This is a genomic window from Pseudohongiella nitratireducens, assembly GCF_001642735.1.
GTDB classification, from domain to species: Bacteria; Pseudomonadota; Gammaproteobacteria; order Pseudomonadales; family Pseudohongiellaceae; genus Pseudohongiella; species Pseudohongiella nitratireducens.
Genome location: NZ_LWHM01000030.1, coordinates 20,650 through 40,413, shown reverse-complemented (window position 1 = coordinate 40,413; position 19,764 = coordinate 20,650). Strand labels below are relative to the sequence as shown.

General features: G+C 51.8%; 15 protein-coding genes and 1 pseudogene. 3 read left to right on the top strand and 13 right to left on the bottom strand.

Annotation, left to right across the window (positions count from 1 at the left end):
• Positions 1–518: 518 nt before the first annotated feature.
• The 7 genes and pseudogenes from PSCS_RS10330 to glnA form a co-directional block, all read right to left on the bottom strand.
• Positions 519–2,498, bottom strand: coding sequence for a Gldg family protein (locus tag PSCS_RS10330; RefSeq protein ID WP_068812031.1), 1,980 nt, complete (start codon positions 2,496–2,498; stop codon positions 519–521).
• A 9-nt stretch (positions 2,499–2,507) separates the two neighbouring features.
• Positions 2,508–3,254 (bottom strand): ABC transporter permease subunit, encoded by a 747-nt coding sequence (locus tag PSCS_RS10325; RefSeq protein WP_068812030.1) that lies wholly within the window; start codon positions 3,252–3,254, stop codon positions 2,508–2,510.
• A gap of 41 nt (positions 3,255–3,295) precedes the next feature.
• Positions 3,296–4,006 (bottom strand): annotated as a pseudogene (locus tag PSCS_RS10320) (ABC transporter ATP-binding protein); the annotation flags it as partial.
• Between the two features lie 163 nt (positions 4,007–4,169).
• A complete protein-coding gene (locus tag PSCS_RS10315; protein ID WP_068812029.1) occupies positions 4,170–6,092 on the bottom strand; it encodes a metallophosphoesterase family protein in 1,923 nt (640 codons plus the stop codon).
• A gap of 14 nt (positions 6,093–6,106) precedes the next feature.
• A complete protein-coding gene (gene glnG, locus PSCS_RS10310) occupies positions 6,107–7,534 on the bottom strand; it encodes a nitrogen regulation protein NR(I) (protein WP_068812028.1) in 1,428 nt (475 codons plus the stop codon).
• A gap of 20 nt (positions 7,535–7,554) precedes the next feature.
• Entirely contained in the window at positions 7,555–8,670 is a 1,116-nt protein-coding gene (gene glnL / locus PSCS_RS10305; protein WP_068812027.1) for a nitrogen regulation protein NR(II), read from the bottom strand.
• Between the two features lie 302 nt (positions 8,671–8,972).
• Positions 8,973–10,379, bottom strand: a complete 1,407-nt coding sequence (gene glnA / locus PSCS_RS10300; RefSeq protein WP_068812026.1) for a type I glutamate--ammonia ligase — start codon at positions 10,377–10,379, stop codon at positions 8,973–8,975.
• Positions 10,380–10,729: 350 nt separating this feature from the next.
• On the opposite strand from glnA, the gene thiI reads away from it, so the two are divergent.
• From thiI to dtd, 3 genes are all read left to right on the top strand, one after another.
• On the top strand, positions 10,730–12,187 hold the full coding sequence (gene thiI, locus PSCS_RS10295) for a tRNA uracil 4-sulfurtransferase ThiI (RefSeq protein WP_068812025.1): 1,458 nt from the start codon (positions 10,730–10,732) through the stop codon (positions 12,185–12,187).
• A gap of 281 nt (positions 12,188–12,468) precedes the next feature.
• Complete coding sequence (typA, locus tag PSCS_RS10290; protein WP_068812024.1) at positions 12,469–14,295, top strand: translational GTPase TypA; 1,827 nt, start codon at positions 12,469–12,471, stop codon at positions 14,293–14,295.
• A gap of 8 nt (positions 14,296–14,303) precedes the next feature.
• On the top strand, positions 14,304–14,741 hold the full coding sequence (dtd, locus tag PSCS_RS10285) for a D-aminoacyl-tRNA deacylase (protein ID WP_068812023.1): 438 nt from the start codon (positions 14,304–14,306) through the stop codon (positions 14,739–14,741).
• A gap of 59 nt (positions 14,742–14,800) precedes the next feature.
• Here dtd and PSCS_RS10280 read toward each other — a convergent pair whose 3' ends face one another.
• The 6 genes from PSCS_RS10280 to hisI all read right to left on the bottom strand — a co-directional run bounded on the left by PSCS_RS10280 (position 14,801) and on the right by hisI (position 19,716).
• Positions 14,801–16,942, bottom strand: a complete 2,142-nt coding sequence (locus PSCS_RS10280; RefSeq protein ID WP_082866560.1) for a TonB-dependent receptor plug domain-containing protein — start codon at positions 16,940–16,942, stop codon at positions 14,801–14,803.
• A gap of 155 nt (positions 16,943–17,097) precedes the next feature.
• Entirely contained in the window at positions 17,098–17,865 is a 768-nt protein-coding gene (gene tatC / locus PSCS_RS10275; protein WP_068812022.1) for a twin-arginine translocase subunit TatC, read from the bottom strand.
• Entirely contained in the window at positions 17,862–18,530 is a 669-nt protein-coding gene (gene tatB / locus PSCS_RS16465) for a Sec-independent protein translocase protein TatB (RefSeq protein WP_068812021.1), read from the bottom strand. The genes tatC and tatB overlap by 4 nt, the downstream gene beginning before the upstream one ends.
• 87 nt (positions 18,531–18,617) lie before the next feature.
• Positions 18,618–18,869 (bottom strand): Sec-independent protein translocase subunit TatA, encoded by a 252-nt coding sequence (gene tatA, locus PSCS_RS10265; protein ID WP_068812020.1) that lies wholly within the window; start codon positions 18,867–18,869, stop codon positions 18,618–18,620.
• A gap of 45 nt (positions 18,870–18,914) precedes the next feature.
• A complete protein-coding gene (locus PSCS_RS10260) occupies positions 18,915–19,268 on the bottom strand; it encodes a phosphoribosyl-ATP diphosphatase (RefSeq protein WP_068812019.1) in 354 nt (117 codons plus the stop codon).
• Positions 19,269–19,299: 31 nt separating this feature from the next.
• On the bottom strand, positions 19,300–19,716 hold the full coding sequence (hisI, locus tag PSCS_RS10255) for a phosphoribosyl-AMP cyclohydrolase (protein ID WP_068812018.1): 417 nt from the start codon (positions 19,714–19,716) through the stop codon (positions 19,300–19,302).
• Positions 19,717–19,764 lie beyond the last annotated feature (48 nt).

Genomic DNA, 19,764 nt, shown 5'->3' with positions numbered 1-19,764 from the left:
GCCGAAAACTCGCCTGACGGCTCAGACAGTTCGGCCGCATTTTCGGGTAAGGCGCGTTAAGCAAAGCGTGGTCTGACTGGCTGCGGTATATGAAGTATGAAGTGATGCTCTTGTGCCTAGAAAGGGCAGCATTATTAATAACAGCGGACACGGTTTGAAAAAAGGCGCTGTACCTTATTCAGGTTGCAGCGGCTTTTTCATGCGTTGAGTGGTATCACAACACCATTCAGGTAGCACAAGGCCAGGGCATCATAGCCCCAAGGTCAGACAGTAAGATCACCGTAAAGCACGACACAAGGGAAGGGCATCATGTCACGTACCGCAGCCAGTCAGACCACGCCTTGCCTGGTGCCTCGCACCCGAAAGCGCAGTCGAACTGTTTGAGCCGTCAGGCGAGTTTTCGGCTGCCGGGTGAGAGGCGCCAGGCAGTGGTCGGCTGCGGTACGTGACATGATGCCCTGAGCGCTCCTGGTCGCCTGACCTTGGGGCTATGATGCCCTGGCCGTTCCCTATCCGGATCAGCCGCGCCGGTGTTGCATCTGCCGACGCCGGCTGGATTGCACCAGCGACAGGATCAATACGGCAATAATCAGCAGAGTCGGAATCAGCGCAGTATTGATCATCTTCAGGATCGTACCCAGTTCATCAATTTCCTGGTTGAGCTGAAACTGAACGTCACGCAGTTGGCGACGGGTTTCCATCTGCTGCTGCATGAACTGATCAATTTGTGCTTCCTGTTCCGGAGAGATGCCATTGGCGCCTTCCTGGTTCAGCGCCATCAATTGCTGCTCTGTTTGTGACAGTCTTTCCAGCAGAGCTGTCTCTTCCTGGCGCAGACGCTCATCTGCTTCGCGCTGAAGTGCCAGCACTCGTGTAAATGGACGAGCGTAGCGACCCCGGCTGCGAATGTTGACCAGCTCTGTGCTGCCGCTGAGGTTGTCCAGCGCGTTAATGATGAAGTCACCATTACTGGCGAAGGCATTGATTACGCGCTGACCCAGCACCTGCTGTGACTGAGCCCACATACGATCGGCCAGCAAATCGGAATCAGAAACGACAATGACGGCGATATCCCCGTCGGACTCACTGAGGTGCGGGCGAGTACTGGTTTCGTCGCTGGCTTCCTCTGAGGCCGTGTCCGTGTCAGCCGATTCGCTGTTATCGCTGGATTCAGTGCTGTTTGTGGACGCGTTATCCGCTTCTGCGTTCTCGACAACCGGCGGGCCATCTGGGAAAGCAGACCGGGCGGGACCGGAAATCCGGGCTGCCAGCACCTTGGCATCATCCTCGGATTCAAATTCATCGATCAGCAGGGTAGGGTCACCCATTTCACTGAAAAAGCCGTTATCCATCATCATGGAGGCTGGCGTAGTCTGAATCAGCGGATCAAACATTGTGGTTGCATCGTCAGAGGGTGTCAGTGCCCCGGTAGACGAAATGTTCATCACTTCCAGTTGGCCGGTGACGATGTCAGTGGAGAAGCCTGCGCGCTGTATGCCCATCATGCCGTAGTGTGCAACAGGGCGTTGACCTGGCTGCAATGTCACATAAAGAGCCAGGTCCTTGTTGATGACAACTTGCTCAGGGTTATACTCAACCCCCCAGGCAGAAAGCAGCTCGGGAAGGTCAGATGTCATATCCGGTGCAGGTGCATCACTGCTCAACGCCTGTTGGGTTTGAGTGTCCGAGTTAGGATCAACAAACACCATGGCGCGGCCACCACCGAGGACAAACTGGTCGATGGCATAGCGGGTCTGATCACTCAGCCCTTGTGGGTGAACCAGCATCAGGATATCGACTTCTTCATCGATCTCGGTGGTATTGATCTGCAACTGGCGCAGTTCATACATTGAGCGCACAGTATCCATCACCGCCCAGGAGCGGGTAGCCTGATTGGTTGCAGCATTAAAGCTGCCGTTTATCGGTAACGATGACAGTAAGCCAACAACAGTCGGGTTAGGGTCAATGACCCGGGTGATCAGACGAGCAAATTCATACTCCAGAAACTCTTCCTGGTCGGGACGAATCAACGGGATCACCTCATAAACACCGAGGTCATCTTCAGTGACTGTCGACGGGTCTGTGGCCACCACACCGAAGTAGACGTCCTGACGCCCTTCTGCCAGTGGCACAGCCTGAATGCCGTAGCCATTGGCAGTGTCTTCACTGGCAGAGAAAGGCTCAGGGTCGATGACTTCCAGCGACAGCATGCCATCACTGGCAATCACCATCTCGTCCAGCATTTCCTCTACTCGCGTGCCGTAGGCGCGTACCTGTGGCACGTCAGCAGCGGCTTCCTCTGAATAAAAGAAGGTCAGCTCAATCGGTCGCTCCAGTGTGCTGACGATTTCTCGGGTGGCATCACTGAGGGTGTATAGGTTGTCTTGTGTCAGGTCGATTCGCAGACGGGGCAGGGCGCTGATGAGCAGGATACCGATCAGCAGCGCAACCGCTGTAACAGCGAGCCCGGCCGGAGAAAATAAAGCTTTCTGATTCATGGCCAGCTCCTAGTTTGCTTTTTTGATTTCAATAACGATGGCAGAGGCAAATAGCCAGGCTCCGATAACGATCGCAAAAAATAACAGATCGCGAACGTCAAGCACGCCTTTGCTGATGGCATCGAAATGCGTCAGGAAGCTCAGTCCGGCTATTGCGTCACTCAAAAACTGCGGCGCCCATCCGGAGAAGGCGTTGAGCACGATGGCGGAACCGGAAGAGACGAAAACGAAACAGATTGCTACGGTCAGAATGAAGGCGATAACGGCATTACGAGTAATGGCTGACATGCAGGAGCCAATAGCGAGAAAACCACCAGCCATCAACCAGCTGCCGAGATAGGCTGCTAAAATGACACCGTTATCCGGTGCGCCCAGGTAATTCACGGTTATCCAGATTGGAAACGTCAGCAACAGGGCAATGCCACTGAGTGCCCAGGCAGCGAGGAATTTTCCGATCACGGCATCGCGTAAACGGATAGGTAAGGTCATCAACAATTCGATGGTGCCTTCCTTGCGCTCGTCTGACCACAGTCCCATGGCCAGGGCCGGAATCATGAACAGGTAGAGCCAGGGGTGAAAATTAAAGAAAGGTTGCAGGTCAGCTTGGCCGCGAATATAGAACCCCCCCAGGTCGAAGGTAAAAATACCGTTCATCACCAGGAAGATGACTATGAATACATAGGCCAGCGGTGTGCTGAAATAGGACCAGAGCTCGCGCTTGAACACGGTCAGCGATGGGCTGATTGCCTGTTTCATACAGCTTGCACTCCTTTTTCAGTGATATGTCGGAAGAAGGCTTCCAGGCGACCTGGAGCAGCAGAGGTGACAATATGCTCTTCAGGGGCCTGTGCTTCGAGTTCAGCAGGTGTGCCATCAGCCACGATACGGCCTTCACTGATAATGATGGCGCGGGTACAAACGGCGCTGACTTCTTCCAGGATATGGGTGGAAACGATCACAATCTTGTCTTTGGCCAGGTTGCGTATCAGGTCGCGGACATGGTGCTTCTGGTTTGGATCCAGGCCATCGGTCGGCTCATCCAGAATCAGCACTTTGGGGTCGTGCAGTATTGCCTGTGCCAGCCCGACCCGGCGTTTGAAGCCTTTGGATAGCGTTTCAATGCGTTGCTCAGCCACTGAGCCCAGCTCCACCTGCTTGATCACGTATTCGACCCGGGAATCTCTTTCCTGGTCGCGGTAGCCCCGGATCTCAGCAATGAATTCGAGAAAACTGACCACGGTCATGTCCGGATAGGAAGGAGCACCTTCTGGCAAGTATCCAATCAGTGACTTGGCCTGCAGGGCTTCATTGGTGATGTCATGGCCGTCAATAACAACGGTGCCGGAACTGGGAGCAAGGAAACCGGTAATGATTTTCATGGTCGTGGATTTGCCGGCGCCATTGGGGCCAAGAAATCCCAGCACTTCACCCTCGGAAACCGTGAAGTCGAGGTTGTCCACGGCCGTAAAATGTTCGAATTTTCGGGTTATATTTTTGATTTCTATCATAATTATCTTTGCCTGATGCATCGTTAAACGGGCTATGGCTGATGGGCAAATATAGGGGGCTGAATGCAATTTTTCAACCACTGACGCCAGTATCGGGTGAAACGTTTCAATTTGTCAGAATTTCGCGCCAGTTTAGCGGCTGTTTGCGGCGATCAGGAGCAATTTACTTGTCGACATCAAAGTAGGCGTTGCCGTACTGGCTGATCTGCTCAACATGCGTGGGTTTGCCGTCTTGGGCGAACTCAACATACCCGACACCGCTGCGGTTTAACAGGCGTTCACCACGAGAAGCGGCCGAGTGACGGTAGGGGATAATTTCCAACCGTCGTCGCCGGGTTAGCCAGTTCAACGGTGAGCGCGGTGAGAACAGCCAGCGGTTAAGGCGGTCCAGGGTATCCAGCAAGCGGGTCGGGAAACTGTTTTTCAAACCACTGCTGGTGATTTGCCATAGGTGTGGTGTGGCACGGCTGCTTTCGCTGCGAACGCGGACACCATAGACAAAGGAATAGTGCACATCCCCGCTGAGGATGACAAAGTGCTTGGGTGTTTTGGTATGACCAAAGATATTCACAATGACATTGGCGGTGCCTTTATGTGCCATCCAGTTTTCGGCGTCAACCAGCAACGGCTTACCGCAATAGGTAAATATTTTCTGTACCGCCTCGATCAGTTTGACGCCAAAAATGGGTGCTGGCGAAATAAGAATCACAGAATCCTGGTTGAGCAGCTCGTTCTGCAATTCACTCAACGCTTCCCAGTCGAGCAGCCCGGATGGTTTTTTGTGGTTGCTTTCGGATCGCCAGCGGCGTGTTCGCGTGTCCATTACCAGCACTTTAGGGTTTGTATCCAGGCTGTAATGCCAGTGTTCAAAGCGCAGAAGCTTATCAATGAGTTTGTCCTGTGGCTCTGACTCGGGTGAATCCGACCAGGCTTTCATCAGTGACATGATTTCACCGCTAAACACATCCGGGGTGTTGCCCCACGCCTGACATATTGTGTAGGCAATAAGAGCGTTACCGATAATACGCTTTGAGAAAGGGTGGCCGTAAGCTGTTTTTTCCCAGTCAGCGGTCAGGTTCCAGTCATCAGTGACATCGTGATCATCGAAAATCATCAGTGTCGGCAGATGAGCCAACAGTTGGCGAACGTCCCACAGGCCATCCCTGAACTTTTCCAGGTGTTGTCGCTCATGCTGATAACGTTCGCGCATTTCATCGTCCAGCTCAGGTTCACCTTCTTTCAGGTTTTGCCAGGGCACAGGGGACCAGACCAGCAAATACATGGCAAACATTTCAGCCAGTGTGACCAGGTGATTGTCAGCATTGGCCGATGTGAAGATGGGTTTTCTTGCGCCCTCAAAAAAGCGCTGCTGAAGTGTGTCGCCACCTTTGGTGTCCGGGAGCAGCTCATGGCGACGATAGTAGTTAAAGTCGCTGTCAAACAGTGACTGGCTGTCAGAAACCTCGGCACCCTCGATCTTTTCCGGGAACAATCCCAGCTCATCAATCAACTGATGAATGGCTGTTAACATCGGGCCGGCAACATCATCGGCATAAACCTGGTCGCCGGACATCATCAGCATGGCTGGCCATTTCTCCGCCTGGTTACTGCGTTCAGACAGCCAGGTGTTGGCAGCGACCAGACCGTCTTCACTCTGATGGTGAGGCTTGCGACAGGATCCGTGCAGCATTTTGTCGACCCGGCTGCGCAAAGAAAGTCTGGGTAGTGCTGCATCTTTCAGCCCCAGCTTTGGCGCCCACTGACGCATGGAGTACCATTTGCTGCGGGTGCTGGCAGGTTGCCATTGCAGGTCGTAATAAATGAATTCGTCTTTGGGCAGTTTGTAACTCGGGGAGAAGGTGATGAGATGGATAAAGCAGTGCTTACCCACCTGAATTGTTTCGCTGTTCAGGGTGTCCGGGCCGGCCACAACCATTTCCTGGTCTGAGGCACCTGTGGCAATACGCCATCGCAGTGATTCGCGACTACACAGCCAGAACACCAGCTGTTTGCGATCACAGCGTCTTGCGATGGGGCCGGCAAGAATTTGTTGGTCGGGCGGAATCCCTTCGTTTCGACAGTTCATTCCGCCATTATAGCTTAGTCTTCCTCAGTTTCACTGTCTGATGTGTCGATATCAAGCTCTTTGATTTTTCGGGTCAGCGTATTGCGTCCCCAACCCAGCAATAGCGCGGCATCACGACGTCTGCCCAGGGTGTGCTTGAGAGCGATCTGAATCATGGTGCGTTCGAAGGCAGGTGTAGCCTGGTCAAGTATGCTGGAGTGCCCCAGGCTTAATTCCTGGTCAGCCCACTCCTCAAGCAGCTGAGTCCAGCTTCGGTCCCCATTACCTTGCGTTTGCTGCTCTATTAACTCAGGTGGCAGGTCATCAATACGAACTTCACGGCTGGAGGCCATCACTGTTATCCAGCGGCAGAAGTTCTCCAGCTGTCTGACGTTGCCCGGCCAGTGCAGACTGGTAATGTATTTTTCGGTTTCCGAGCGAAGCACCTTGGTTTCAACTTCAAGCTCTTCCGCCGCCTTAACCAGGAAATGTTGCGCGAGCCGGGGAATATCTTCACGACGATCGCGCAATCTTGGAATGTGGATGCGAATGACATTCAGGCGGTGAAAAAGGTCTTCCCGGAACAGGTGCTGCTGCACCAGCTTTTCCAGGTTCTGGTGGGTCGCGGCGATAATCCGGACATCTACCTTGATAGGTGTTGTGCCGCCCACCCGGTAAAACTCGCCGTCTGACAGTACGCGCAGCAAGCGTGTTTGAGTGTCGGCTGGCATATCACCGATTTCATCCAGGAATAATGTGCCGCCATTGGCCTGTTCAAAGCGGCCGGTACGATGTGCTGTGGCGCCGGTAAAGGCACCTTTCTCATGTCCGAATAATTCGGACTCGATCAGGTCTTTGGGGATAGCGGCTACGTTCAGTGCAATGAATTGCTGGCTTTTGCGGGGGCCATGTTTGTGCAGGGCATGGGCAACCAGCTCCTTACCGGTACCTGACTCACCATTAATGAGCACGGTGATATTTGACTGTGACAAACGGCCAATGGCGCGAAAGACTTCTTGCATGGCTGGTGCTTCACCGATGATCTCCGTGCTGGTCTCAAGCACAGGTTGTGGCACCTCTTCGTGTTGCTCGCGAGCATGCTCAAGCGCGCGCTGCGCCATTGCTACGGCTTCTTCAATATCGAAGGGTTTGGGCAAATACTCGAATGCGCCCCGGCTGTATGAAGAAACCGCACTGTCCAGATCTGAATGGGCGGTCATGATAATGACCGGCAGTAGCGGGTGCTGTTCATGAACAGTGGAAAGCAGGTCCAGGCCGTTTATGCCGGGCATGCGGATATCGCTGATAATAGCGTCAGGTCGTTCTTTTTCCAGTTTGTAAAGCAGGTCATCGCCATTGTCAAAGGTCTGAGTGGTGACGCCGGCGCGATTCAGTGACTTTTCCAGCACCCATCGTATCGACTTGTCATCATCGAGTACCCAGACTGTGTTCTGCTTAATCATGTTTGACTCCGTTACTGCGATCAACTGGATCCGCGACTGCCATTAGCCGCCGGCTCCGAATCAGAGTTCACTGGCAAATAAATGGCAAAGCGGGTTTTGCCAGGTTCGCTGTCGCACTCAATAATGCCTTTGTGCTGATTGACGATTGAATGTGCAATGGACAAACCCAGGCCAGTACCTTCCGGGCGTCCACTTATCATGGGAAAGAAAATATTGTCAGCCAGTTCTTTGGGAACACCTGGTCCGTTATCTACTATCTCGATTTTGGCTGCCAGGCGGTGGTAGAAAGAACCTATCGTGACATTGCGCATTATTCGCGTGCGCAGTTCGATAACACCTGAACAATGGTGAACGTGTGGGCTATCCAGAGCCTGGACCGCATTACGAACGATATTTAATGTGGCCTGGATGAGTTGCTCCGGATCGCCGCTAATATCCGGTATGCTGGGGTCATAGTCTCGAACAATCCGTATATCCCGATCTTTCACTTCCGCTTCAATCAGGTTTCTGACCCGCTCCAATACCTCATGGATGTTCATCTCCTGGAATTCCATGGGCTTTCGCGATCCTACCAAGCGGTCTACCAGCTTATGGAGCCTGTCGGCCTCTTCAATAATGACGTTGGTATAGTCGGTCAGCTCGCCATCTGGCAGCTCAGAGGCCAGTAGTTGAGCTGCTCCTCGGATACCGCCGAGAGGGTTCTTGATCTCGTGAGCCAGCCCTCTGACCAGCTCTCTCGTCGTCTCGTGTGTAGAAATCAGATTCTCGTCGCGACTGATGCGCTCAGCGTAGTTCAAACCCTGTATTTCTATCAGCACCGCTGCACCGTCCAGGTCATGTACAGGCGAGACTGAATAGTCGACCTGCAGTGACAACCCATTAATAATATGAAGTTGGGTGCGTCGTTTGGTGTAACTGCGGTGCTCAGACATGGCCTGATGGATATCCTGGATATCAGCGTCACCGTCGATCAGGATGTCCTGTAATGGAGCGTTGTGAAACTGTCTGCCGCTGATGGCCAGCAGGCTTTCAGCTGCCAGGTTGATGTACTGGAGCTGAAGGCTTTTATCAAACACAAGTACAGCCGTGGACAGATTGTCCATCAGTCGGCGGAATACTTTTAAATTGGTCAGCATGCCCGGAATGCTCCAGTTAAGGTCAGGTCGTTGCCATCAGGTGGCGGTGCACTGATTATCCTATGCAATAAATAAACCAGTTTTGCTCGGTGTGGGCCATTGATGGGCGGCATGCAGAAAACGTCCTGTATTGGCGCGGAAAGTGTGCTTCAGCGCACAAATGCCCAAACTGCCTGTGAATCATTTTGAGCCGTGTCGCTTTGCGTGTGCACTCAAATGGTGCAATAGAAATAGTGAGGCAAAAAAAATCGCCTGGCAAGGGTTACCTACCAGGCGATCTCTTGTGTAACGTGCTTTAGGAATTAGACGCTGTAGTACATGTCGAATTCAACAGGAGGTGTAGTCATGTTCAGTCGTGTGCAGTCCTGCTTCTTCAGCTCGATGTAGCCGTCGATCAGGTCGTCACAGAACACGCCACCTTCCTTCAGGAAGTCACGATCCTGGTCCAGCGCATTAAGCGCTTCGTCCAGGGAGAAGGCAACGGTTGGGATTTCCGCTTCTTCCTCTGGCTCCAGGTCATACAGGTCTTTGCTTGCTGGGTCGCCAGGGTGGATCTTGTTCTTGATGCCGTCCAGGCCTGCCATCAACAGTGCTGCGAAGTACAGGTAAGGGTTGGCAGAACAGTCGCCGAACCGGACTTCGATGCGTACCGCTTTTGGGTTTCCACCCAGAATGTACGGGATACGGATCGAAGCAGAGCGGTTGCGCGAAGAGTAAGCCAGCAGTGTTGGCGCTTCGAAACCTTTTACCAGGCGCTTGTAGCTGTTGGTAGAGGCGTTACCGAAAGCGTTCAGTGCTTTGGCGTGCTTGATGATACCACCGATGTAATGCAGGGCGGTTTCAGACAGGCCAGCATAGCCGTCGCCAGCAAAGGCATTTTTGCCATCTTTGAAGATAGACATGTGAACGTGCATGCCGGAACCGTTATCGCCAACAACTGGCTTGGGCATGAATGTTGCTGTTTTGCCGAAAGCATGAGCTGTGTTGTGTACACAGTATTTCAGGATCTGAGTCTCGTCAGCCTTGAATACCATGGAGTTGAATTTGGTGCCGATTTCGCACTGACCAGCGTTCGCGACTTCGTGGTGATGCAGTTCGATTTCCAGGCCCATGGCTTCCATGGTGTCGCACATAGCGCCACGCAGATCGCTCAGTGAGTCGACTGGGGGTACGGGGAAGTAGCCGCCCTTGACGCGTGGACGGTGACCGGCGTTGCCGCCTTCGATGTCTGCGCCTGATGACCATGCTGCTTCTTCTGAGCCGATCTGGAAGAATTGCTTGTCCATGCCGACGTTCCATTTGATCTCGTCAAAAACGAAGAACTCTGGTTCTGGGCCAAAGAAAGCCTCGTCACCGATGCCGGTGGATTTCAGGTACTCTTCCGCGCGACGTGCTACTGAGCGTGGGTCACGGTTATAGCCTTGCATGGTGCGGGGCTCGATAACGTCACAGCGCAGGTTCAATTGTGTTTCGTCGGCAAACGGGTCCATGACGGCGGTGGTGTCGTCAGGGCGCAGGATCATGTCTGATTCGTTGATGCCTTTCCAGCCGGCAACTGAAGAGCCGTCAAACATCACGCCTTCCATAAAGCTTTCGTCAACGGCAGAGGCAGGGAATGTAACGTGCTGCTCTTTACCCTTGGTGTCGGTGAAACGCATATCTACCCATTTCACGCTATTTTCTTTTATCATTTCTAATGTCTTCGACATTCCTGATCCTCCGTGTGATCCAGAAGTTTGCGTTGCATCGGTGTTTGCCAGACCAGATGCCGCGCGGTTGGTTTATGTTCTAACAAGAATCTGCCCTCAACATGACAGGCGTTCGGCACTATAATAAACGCGCTGCCGCTCAGATCCCGAGTGCACTGTATGCAGCAAAAGTCATGCCATTATGCAGGTTGTGCTATGACATTGTAATCACTACAGTAATTGGCTGCTATTGCTGCAGCTGTGCACTATATCGGTGCGCATAATAATTTAACGCACTATTTTTGTGCGCTGCTGAGTTCCCCCGCTGTACTCCTTGGCGCTGACAGATCACATCCTTGCTAGAGGTACGAATGCTTTACATTATCCGGTTCTTCCCAGAAATGACGATTAAGTCCCGACCTGTCCGTCAAAAGCACGTCAAAGCATTGCGCGGCAATTTGCGCATCATGCTTGAGCGGCTTGAGCCAACCATCAGTGTAACGGGAGACTGGGACATACTGGAAGTAGAAACTGCAAGTGACGATAAGAATTTGTTGGAGCAGGTCGAGGAAATACTGCTGCATACGCCGGGTATTTCGCTGGTTATGCCAGTAACCAAACTGCCTTTGCCTGAATTTGATGACATCGCGGCTCCGGTTCTGGCTGAGTACCGACAATCATTGTCCGGGCGCTCTTTTGCAGTGCGCTGTAAACGGCGGGGTAAGCAAGGGTATACCTCCAGTGATGTCGAGCGCCAGGTTGGTGCGGTACTGATGCGCGAATCTGATGCACGGAGTGTGGATCTGAGAAATCCGGAAGTGACAGTCAGGCTGGAGATTCGTGACAAAGATTTGTATGTCATTCAGCGTCAGCTAAAAGGGCTGGGTGGTTTCCCGCTAGGTACCCAGGAAGGCGTCCTGTCGCTCATTTCAGGTGGCTTCGATTCGGCTGTCTCCAGTTATCAGGTGATGCGCAGGGGGCTGCAAACGCATTTCCTGTTTTTTAATCTGGGCGGGCGCGAACATGAATTGGCAGTGAAGGAGGTCGCCCTCTATTTGTGGATGAAATTTGGTTCATCGCACCGGGTGAAATTTGTGAGCGTCCCCTTCGAAAATGTCGTCAATAACATTCTGGAGCATGTCGATAACGGCCACATGGGCGTCATTCTCAAGCGTATGATGATCCGTGCTGCTGATCGTATAGCTGATGAGATGGGTGTGCGTGCCCTGGTCACAGGAGAGAGTATTGCTCAGGTTTCCAGTCAAACACTACCTAACCTGGCGGTGATTGACAGCATCAGTAACTGCCTGATCATTCGCCCCCTGGTGGTATCTGATAAACAGGACATTATCGATACCGCACGAGCGATAGGTACCGAAACCTTCTCTGCCAATGTGCCAGAGTACTGTGGTGTCATATCCGTCAAGCCGACAACACACGCCCGTAAACATCGTGTCGAAGAAGAAGAAGCCAAAATTGACTTCTCAATTCTGGAGGCGGCACTTGCTGACAAAGAGGTGCAGCGTATTGACCGTGTTGTTGAAGTCATTGAACACCGCGATGTCGAGCCTGACTCTTATCAGGAAATACCGCAAGGAGCTGTTGTCATAGACGTCAGGCACCCGGATGAAATGGATCGATCACCACTCTCGATTGATGGGGTGGAGGTCATGCCGTTGCCGTTCTATCAACTGGCGTCTGGTTTTTCCAAGCTGCCTTCAGAGAAACAATATTTACTGTACTGTGATCGGGGCATGATGAGCCGTTTGCACGCATCTCACTTGAAAGATGCCGGTCATAACAACGTCGCCGTGTATCGACCAGAATGATTCTTATAGTCAAAGAAGTGCGCGACCAATGACTCTCAATTCCGAGAGTGGCGATAAAATAGCAATAAAGTACTACAAAAATCATTACTCCTGTAAATGGAAGGATGGATCACAATCTATTGATTAATTATTCGGAGCCGTTAATCAAAGCTGAATTTTTACTGGAATAAAGCTGTTGTTAAGGTATCTATAAGGTTGGCGTCTGGTGTACAATATGCCGCCATTTTCCTGCAATATCCAAAATATTGCTTCCAAAAGTCATACATTTACAGGTATTCCCAGTGATAGAGAAGATTCGCAATATTGCCATTATTGCTCACGTAGACCATGGCAAAACCACCCTGGTAGACAAGCTGCTGCAACAGTCAGGCACATTTGGCGATCGCGCGAATGTTGTCGAGCGCGTTATGGATTCGAATGACCAAGAGCGCGAGCGCGGTATTACTATTCTGGCCAAGAACACGGCAATCAGCTGGAATGATTACCATATCAACATTGTGGACACGCCCGGACACGCCGATTTCGGTGGTGAAGTTGAGCGCGTAATGTCCATGGTTGACAGTGTTTTACTGCTGGTTGATGCCGTAGACGGCCCGATGCCGCAAACCCGTTTCGTAACGCAGAAAGCATTCGCGCAAGGTCTGCACCCGATCGTTGTTATCAATAAAGTCGACCGCCCCGGCGCGCGTCCTGACTGGGTATTGAACGAAGTCTTCGATTTGTTTGACCAACTCGGCGCCACCGATGAACAGTTGGACTTTCCTGTGGTATACGCATCCGCACTGAACGGCATTGCCGGACACGAAGCTGATGAGATGGCTGATGACATGACGCCGCTGTTTGAAACAGTTGTTAAGCATGTTGCGCCCCCACCGGTAAATGTTGATGCGCCTTTCAAGATGCAAATCAGTGCCCTGGACTACAATAGCTATGTGGGCGTTATCGGTATCGGCCGTGTTACCGGCGGTACAGTCAAACCGAATATGCAGGTGGTTGTCGTTGATGCAGCCGGTAAAGAGCGCAAAGCGAAAATTTTGCAGGTTAAAAACCACCTGGGCCTGGAGCGAATGGATGTAGATCAGGCGCATGCGGGTGAGATCGTCTGCATTACCGGTATCGACAAGCTGAATATTTCGGATACGCTGTGCGACCCTGATCATGTTGAAGCCATGACACCGCTGACGGTTGATCAGCCGACTATCAACATGACTTTCCAGGTGAATGATTCACCTTTTGCCGGTCGTGAAGGCAAGTTTGTCACCACACGCAACATCCGTGAGCGCCTGGATCGCGAATTGATCCATAACGTGGCGCTGCGTGTTGAACAGGGTGATTCGCCGGATAAATACAAAGTGTCCGGTCGTGGTGAACTGCATTTGTCAGTGTTGATTGAAACCATGCGTCGTGAAGGTTTTGAGCTGGCGGTTTCTCGTCCTGAAGTCATCATGAAAGAAATTGATGGTGTCCTGAGTGAGCCGTTTGAGTCTCTGGTGATTGACTGTGATGAAGAGCATCAGGGTTCAGTTATTGAAGAGCTGGGCTTGCGTCGTGCTGAGATGCAGGACCTGCAACCGGATGGCAAAGGACGTGTGCGTCTGACTTTCGACATCCCGACACGTGGCCTGATCGGTTTCCGTTCGCAGTTTTTGAGCCTGACCTCTGGCTCGGGCATTATGAACCACGTCTTTGATCATTATGGTCCGGCCAAGCAGGGCGATTTAGCCAAGCGCAAAAATGGTGTGCTGGTTTCCATGGTCAACGGCAAGGCACTGGGTTATGCGCTGTTTACCTTGCAGGAGCGTGGTCGTCTGTTTATTGGCCCCAATATCGAAGTTTACGAAGGTATGATTGTGGGCTTACACAGCCGCGACAATGACCTGGTGGTCAACCCGACCAAGGCCAAACAACTGACTAACGTGCGTGCCTCCGGTACGGATGAGAACATCTCACTGACACCGCCAGTGAATCATACGCTGGAGCAAGCCATGGAATTCATCGACGATGATGAACTGGTTGAGATCACGCCGGAAAGTATCCGTTTGCGCAAGAAGCACTTAACGGAAAGTGATCGTAAACGCGCCAGCCGTGGTTCGGCTGCTCGCGGGTAACGGTTACCGTGATTGCCCTGATACAACGTGTGAACCATGCCAGTGTCAGCATTGCTGGTGAGGTTCACAGTCAGATTGGTCAGGGCCTTTTGCTGTTGCTGGGGCTGGAAAAAGAAGACACGTTCAGTGACGGACAGCGACTTATCCGCAAAGTACTGGCATATCGAGTCTTTGCTGATGACCTGGACAGAATGAATCTGAGTCTGAAAGATATCAGTGGCGAATTGTTGCTGGTGTCACAGTTTACCCTGGCGGGCAGTACGCAAAAGGGATTGCGGCCTTCCTTCTCTTCTGCCATGCCACCGGAACCTGCAAAAGCCTTATATGAGGAACTGGTGGCCTGGGTGAAGAATGAATACCCGGCGACATCGACGGGAGAGTTCGGGGCCGATATGAAAATCTCACTTGAGAATGACGGCCCCGTTACCTTTATTCTTAATAGTTAATTGAGCAAAGTCCCAACGCCGAAAGATCGTTTGTCAGGACGCACTCAGTTCAGTCCAGATTAAAAGTACCACATCAGGCGGCCGTAGAAGCTGCGGCCCAGCAGACCTGGTACCCGGGCACCAACCGGGATGTCCGGGTTCATGGCGCGATTGTAACCACCGAGGTGGTTTTCATAGTTCTTGTCCAGCAGGTTGTTCACGCCAAGACCAAGCTCAGAATCAGGGGTAGGGCGGTAACTGGCTGACAGGTTGACCAGGGTGTAGCCATCCGTCTGCATCTCTTTGTTGGTCTCGGAAACTCGCTCCTGGTCTGCATAGCCCACAGTTTCCAGTGTGCCATTCCAACTGCTACCGAAATAGTCTAGCGCCAGCATGATGTTGTCAGGGGAAACCCGGTACAAATTATCATCAATATCGCGCCGCTCGCCTTCGATGATGCTGCCAACGGCTCTTAGCTGCCAGGCGGAGTTAATGCGGAAACTGGCTTCCATGTCCATGCCACGGAAGCGGGCATCCACATTATTCCACTGCAATGGGTCCGGTTGCCCCATTCCCATATTTGCCATCATCTGGGCAAAATTATTGGCCAGCATATTGGAGCTGGGTGTGCCCTGGATGTAATCTTTTACATTGCGGGCAAACAGCCGGGGGTAGAAACTGAAACGACCGGCATCAAGGTCAAAGCCGATTTCAATCTCGTGTGAAACTTCAGGTTTCAAGTTAGGGTTGCCGACATACAGATTGCCATCGGCAAGGCCTGATGTAATGCCAAGGGGAAGCCATAAGTAGCGCTCCTGATAGGAGGGGGCACGCATTTTCTGTGCAGCCCCTGCGTACCAGATCAGGTTGTTAGAAGAATCTATGCTCAGTCGGGCAAACCAGTCGGTGTTGTAGTCGCGCTGCTTGAGATCATTGCTGTTAAACTGCATAGCCAGCATCCCGGCCATGTTGTTCATCATAAATGGCATGCCGGACCCCATGTTCATGGGGTTGAGGTTGGCGCTGACCTTGCCTGAATTCATGGTGATCCGATTAAACCGAACACCAGCATCCAGACCTATGTCGTCAGTCAGTGATTGTGAGCGCTCCACATACATACCCAGGATATCCCGGGTAACATCGGAGAAACTATTGATCTCAAATGCGGCGGCATTCGGGTTGCCGATGCGGGCCTCGTGGTTTTCAAAATTGCCATCAACACCTACTTTCCAAGTGCCCGCGCCCGTTGGCAGTTCCAGGTCCACCACAAAGTGCGTGTTATCACCTTCTGCCAATGTGCGGCGATAACGCATCGTGCCTGGCCCCATCATGTTATCTTGAGGTGGTGTACGCATGTGATAATTGCTCATCCAGTGCGTTACGTCATTATGCGAGATCGTCGTTGAGAGCTTGAAGTCACTGTTGTCCCAAGTGTGCTTAACACTGTACATATCAGTATCAACCGCTTCAATATCCATTGCCAGTGCGACTGTGCCAGCATCGTTCGTGTCATTACGGCTGTAATCAAAGGTAAATTCGTGATCACCATGGCGTGTGCTGAAGCCGAGGTCGTAGCGGTCGCGGTCGTAGGAAGAGGGTGTAATTGTGCCGTCAGCGAAATCGCTGTCACCGGCCTCTTCTCTCATGAACATGCCTCTGAAGATCTGGTTCCTGTTAGCGAGTGATAAAAAAAGGCTGCCAACACCGCCATCATTCACCGTCTGGCCGCCAACATACAATCTTCCTCCGAGCTCATATTGATTGCTGTCCCCGTAATCACCACGGTATGTAACAGCGTTCATCTGCCCGCCGATTGTTTCCTGACCGGCACTGACGGGGGCAATACCACGTCGAATGGTGAGCGACTCGAGTACAGCAACAGGGGCGTAGTGCAATGGCGTGTCCATGGCGTTAGGGCCACCGGAACTGATGTGTGAACCGTTGATCGATACATTAACACGCTGGCCATGCATACCTCTGTACTGTGGAATACCAGTAAGCTCTCCATTACGGTTTACGTTTGCTCCCGGCATTTCTTTTAGTAATTCAGCTGTATCAGCCGGTGCTACCATAGTGTCATCAGTGCGAACAGTGTGGGTATCCCGGACGCCGATGACAATCATTTCTTCAACTGGCTGAGCTTGTGTATAGGTTGCGCCACAGGTAATTGCAGTGACGGCCATGGTGATTATGCGTTTATTAAATAAGCGGCCATTGTTCATACTTCTCTCTCCTGATGCAGGTAACTTGTGTTACCAAAAAACACATAGTCATTGTAAGGGCATGAACAGTTTCAGCCATGCGACATAGTGTCGCACCGCAGGTGAAGAGATGAAAAACATTGATATGGCGCAATGAATTGCGCGGCACAGAAGGCCTATTCGTTGTTCTCTTGTGCCTGTTCCCGCTCTTTCTTACGCAGGAAGTACTTGCCGAAGTAGAGGCCGAGTTCGAACAGGATCCACATGGGTATCGCCAGCAGGCTTTGTGTGAAGGGGTCTGGTGGTGTCAGCAGCATGGCGATAACGAAACAGCCGACGACAACATAGGGGCGTTTTGACTGCAGGCTTTCGACATCAATGAGTCCTGCCCAGACAAACAGGAAAACAGCGATAGGAATTTCGAATGCAAAGCCGAAGGCGAAGAAAATCTTCAAGACAAAGTTCAAGTAACTGGCTATGTCCGGTGCGACGGCAATGCCTTCGGGAGCAACAGAGATAAAGAAACTGAATACGATGCCAAACAACACAAAGTAGGCGAAAGCCATGCCGGCATAGAACAGGAAGACACTGGACACGAACAAAGGAATCGCCAGTGACTTCTCATTTCTGTACAAGCCTGGAGCAATGAAAGCCCAGAGTTGGAAAAGGATGAATGGAGCGCATACGAACAAGGTGGCGTAGAACGTCAACTTAAACGGGGTGAAGAAAGGCGAGGTGGGGTCAATCGCAATCATGCTGGTGTCAGGCGGTAATACTGATACCAGTGGGGCAGCGACATAAGCGTAAATATCATTGGCAAATGAAACCAGCCCCAGAAACACGATCAGCAGGACAACCACACATTTCAGGATACGGTCGCGCAGCTCAACCAGGTGGCCAATCAGTGTCAGTTCTTTTTGAATCGAGTTGTTGGTGTCGCTCATGATTTGGCGCTGTCCGCCTCGCTATCGTCGTTATCCGGCTTTTTGCCAACCACAGTGCTTCCGTGTATGGAGACAATGCCTTCTGGCGGTGTGTTGTAGAAGTCTTCAACAACCGGCTTTGCTTTCGTTTCGTTGTCACCCGATTCGTTATTGCTGGATTGCTCGGTTTCGCTGTTCTGGCTGGCGACCGTGGTTGCCGAAGGCTCTTCATCTCCCGGAGGTGTTGCACTTACTTCGGGTTCTTGCTGGTCTGCCAGGACAGTTTTTGTGCTATCGGTTTTGTCAGATTTTTTATCAGGCTCTGCGGTGGGAATACCTTCTTCTGCACTGTTGGTGACAGTCGGCATTTTTTTGATGTCTTCAACGCTGCGGTTGACCTGCTCGCGGGTTTCATCAATTTCCGATTGCGTATCTTCGATCAGCTGATTGGCATTCTTTTTGGCTTTTTCGATGTCAGCCAGGATAGATTCATTGTGCAGCTGTCGGCGGATATCGTCAGCGTCAATTTGCTGCTCAATCTCGTTTTTGACTTTATTAAAGCTACGTTTGGCACGCCCGATCCATAGCACGGCAGTGCGCACAGCACTGGGCATTTTTTCCGGCCCGAGCACAAGCAGTGCAACGATGCCGATTAACACTAGCTCAAATAGTCCAATATCTAACATGAATCAAATCCTGCGATCTGTTTGCACGAAACAGATCGACCTGACATGTAGGAAAGTCGCATTCAGGTGCTGAGCACCTGGAGGCTCTTACTTCTCGCGCGTATTTTCAGTGCGAGTCGTACTGGATTCAGCGTCAGCCGGTTTTTCGCTGTCTGCTTCCAGTTGCTGGTCGCCTTTTTTCTTTGCGTCTTCTTCATCGTCTTTCATGGCGCTTTTGAAGCCTTTCAGCGCACCACCCAGGTCAGTCCCCAGTGAACGCAGCTTTTTTGTGCCAAATAACAAAACAATGATCAGAGCAATAATCAATAATTGCCAGATGCTGATACCGCCGATACCCATACTACCTCCGAATAGCCACGGTCGCGCAGGCGCCGGGCATTAAAATCATGATTTGGTCGGTCTGGAAGCCTTTTCGACCAGGCCCGATATGTTAAAACGCTTTTGTAGTTCTTCCAAGACCTGTTGATGGCTTAGATCAAGGTGGCTGAGCATGACCAGCGTGTGGAACCATAGATCTGCCACTTCAGAAATCAGTGCCTGGGAATCTTTCCCTTCCGCTGTGTCCCGGGCCGCGAGAATTGTCTCAACCGCTTCTTCACCCACTTTTTCCAGAATCTTGTTCAGGCCTTTGTGGTGCAGACTGGCGACATAGGAACTGTCAGGTGATGCTGACTTTCTTGCTGCCAATATGTCGGCAAGCTGTTCCAGGGTTGTAGACGTGTCGGCCTGACTGTTCATGTGTGTTTCCTGACGTTAATACGATATTGCACTATTTAGGGTTACGGTACATCTCATCTGGAGATTTTACTATCTCAGATGAGATCTGCCATGTGGGTGCCGTGTTGCTCTGAGCAGGGGCAAGCCGCTGGAAAAAGCAGTTGGGGCGCCCGGTATGGCAAGCGATGCCGCCAATTTGTTCGACAACATAACAGAGTGCATCATTATCGCAATCCAGATATATATCATGGAGTTGCTGAACATTGCCCGACTCTTCGCCTTTTCGCCACAGCTGCTGACGGGATCTCGACCAGTAAACAGCGCGCTGTTCTTTCTGGGTGGCGGACAAGGCCTCACGATTAGTCCAGGCCAGCATCAGTATCTGGCCGGAGTGAATGTCCTGGGCAATCACTGGCGCCAGGCCATCTTTATCCCATTTTACCTGGTCAAGCCAGTTTGAATTGGACATGGTATTTCAGTTGCACCTTTCGGGGTTGTATCTCTCGTTGCCGGGAGA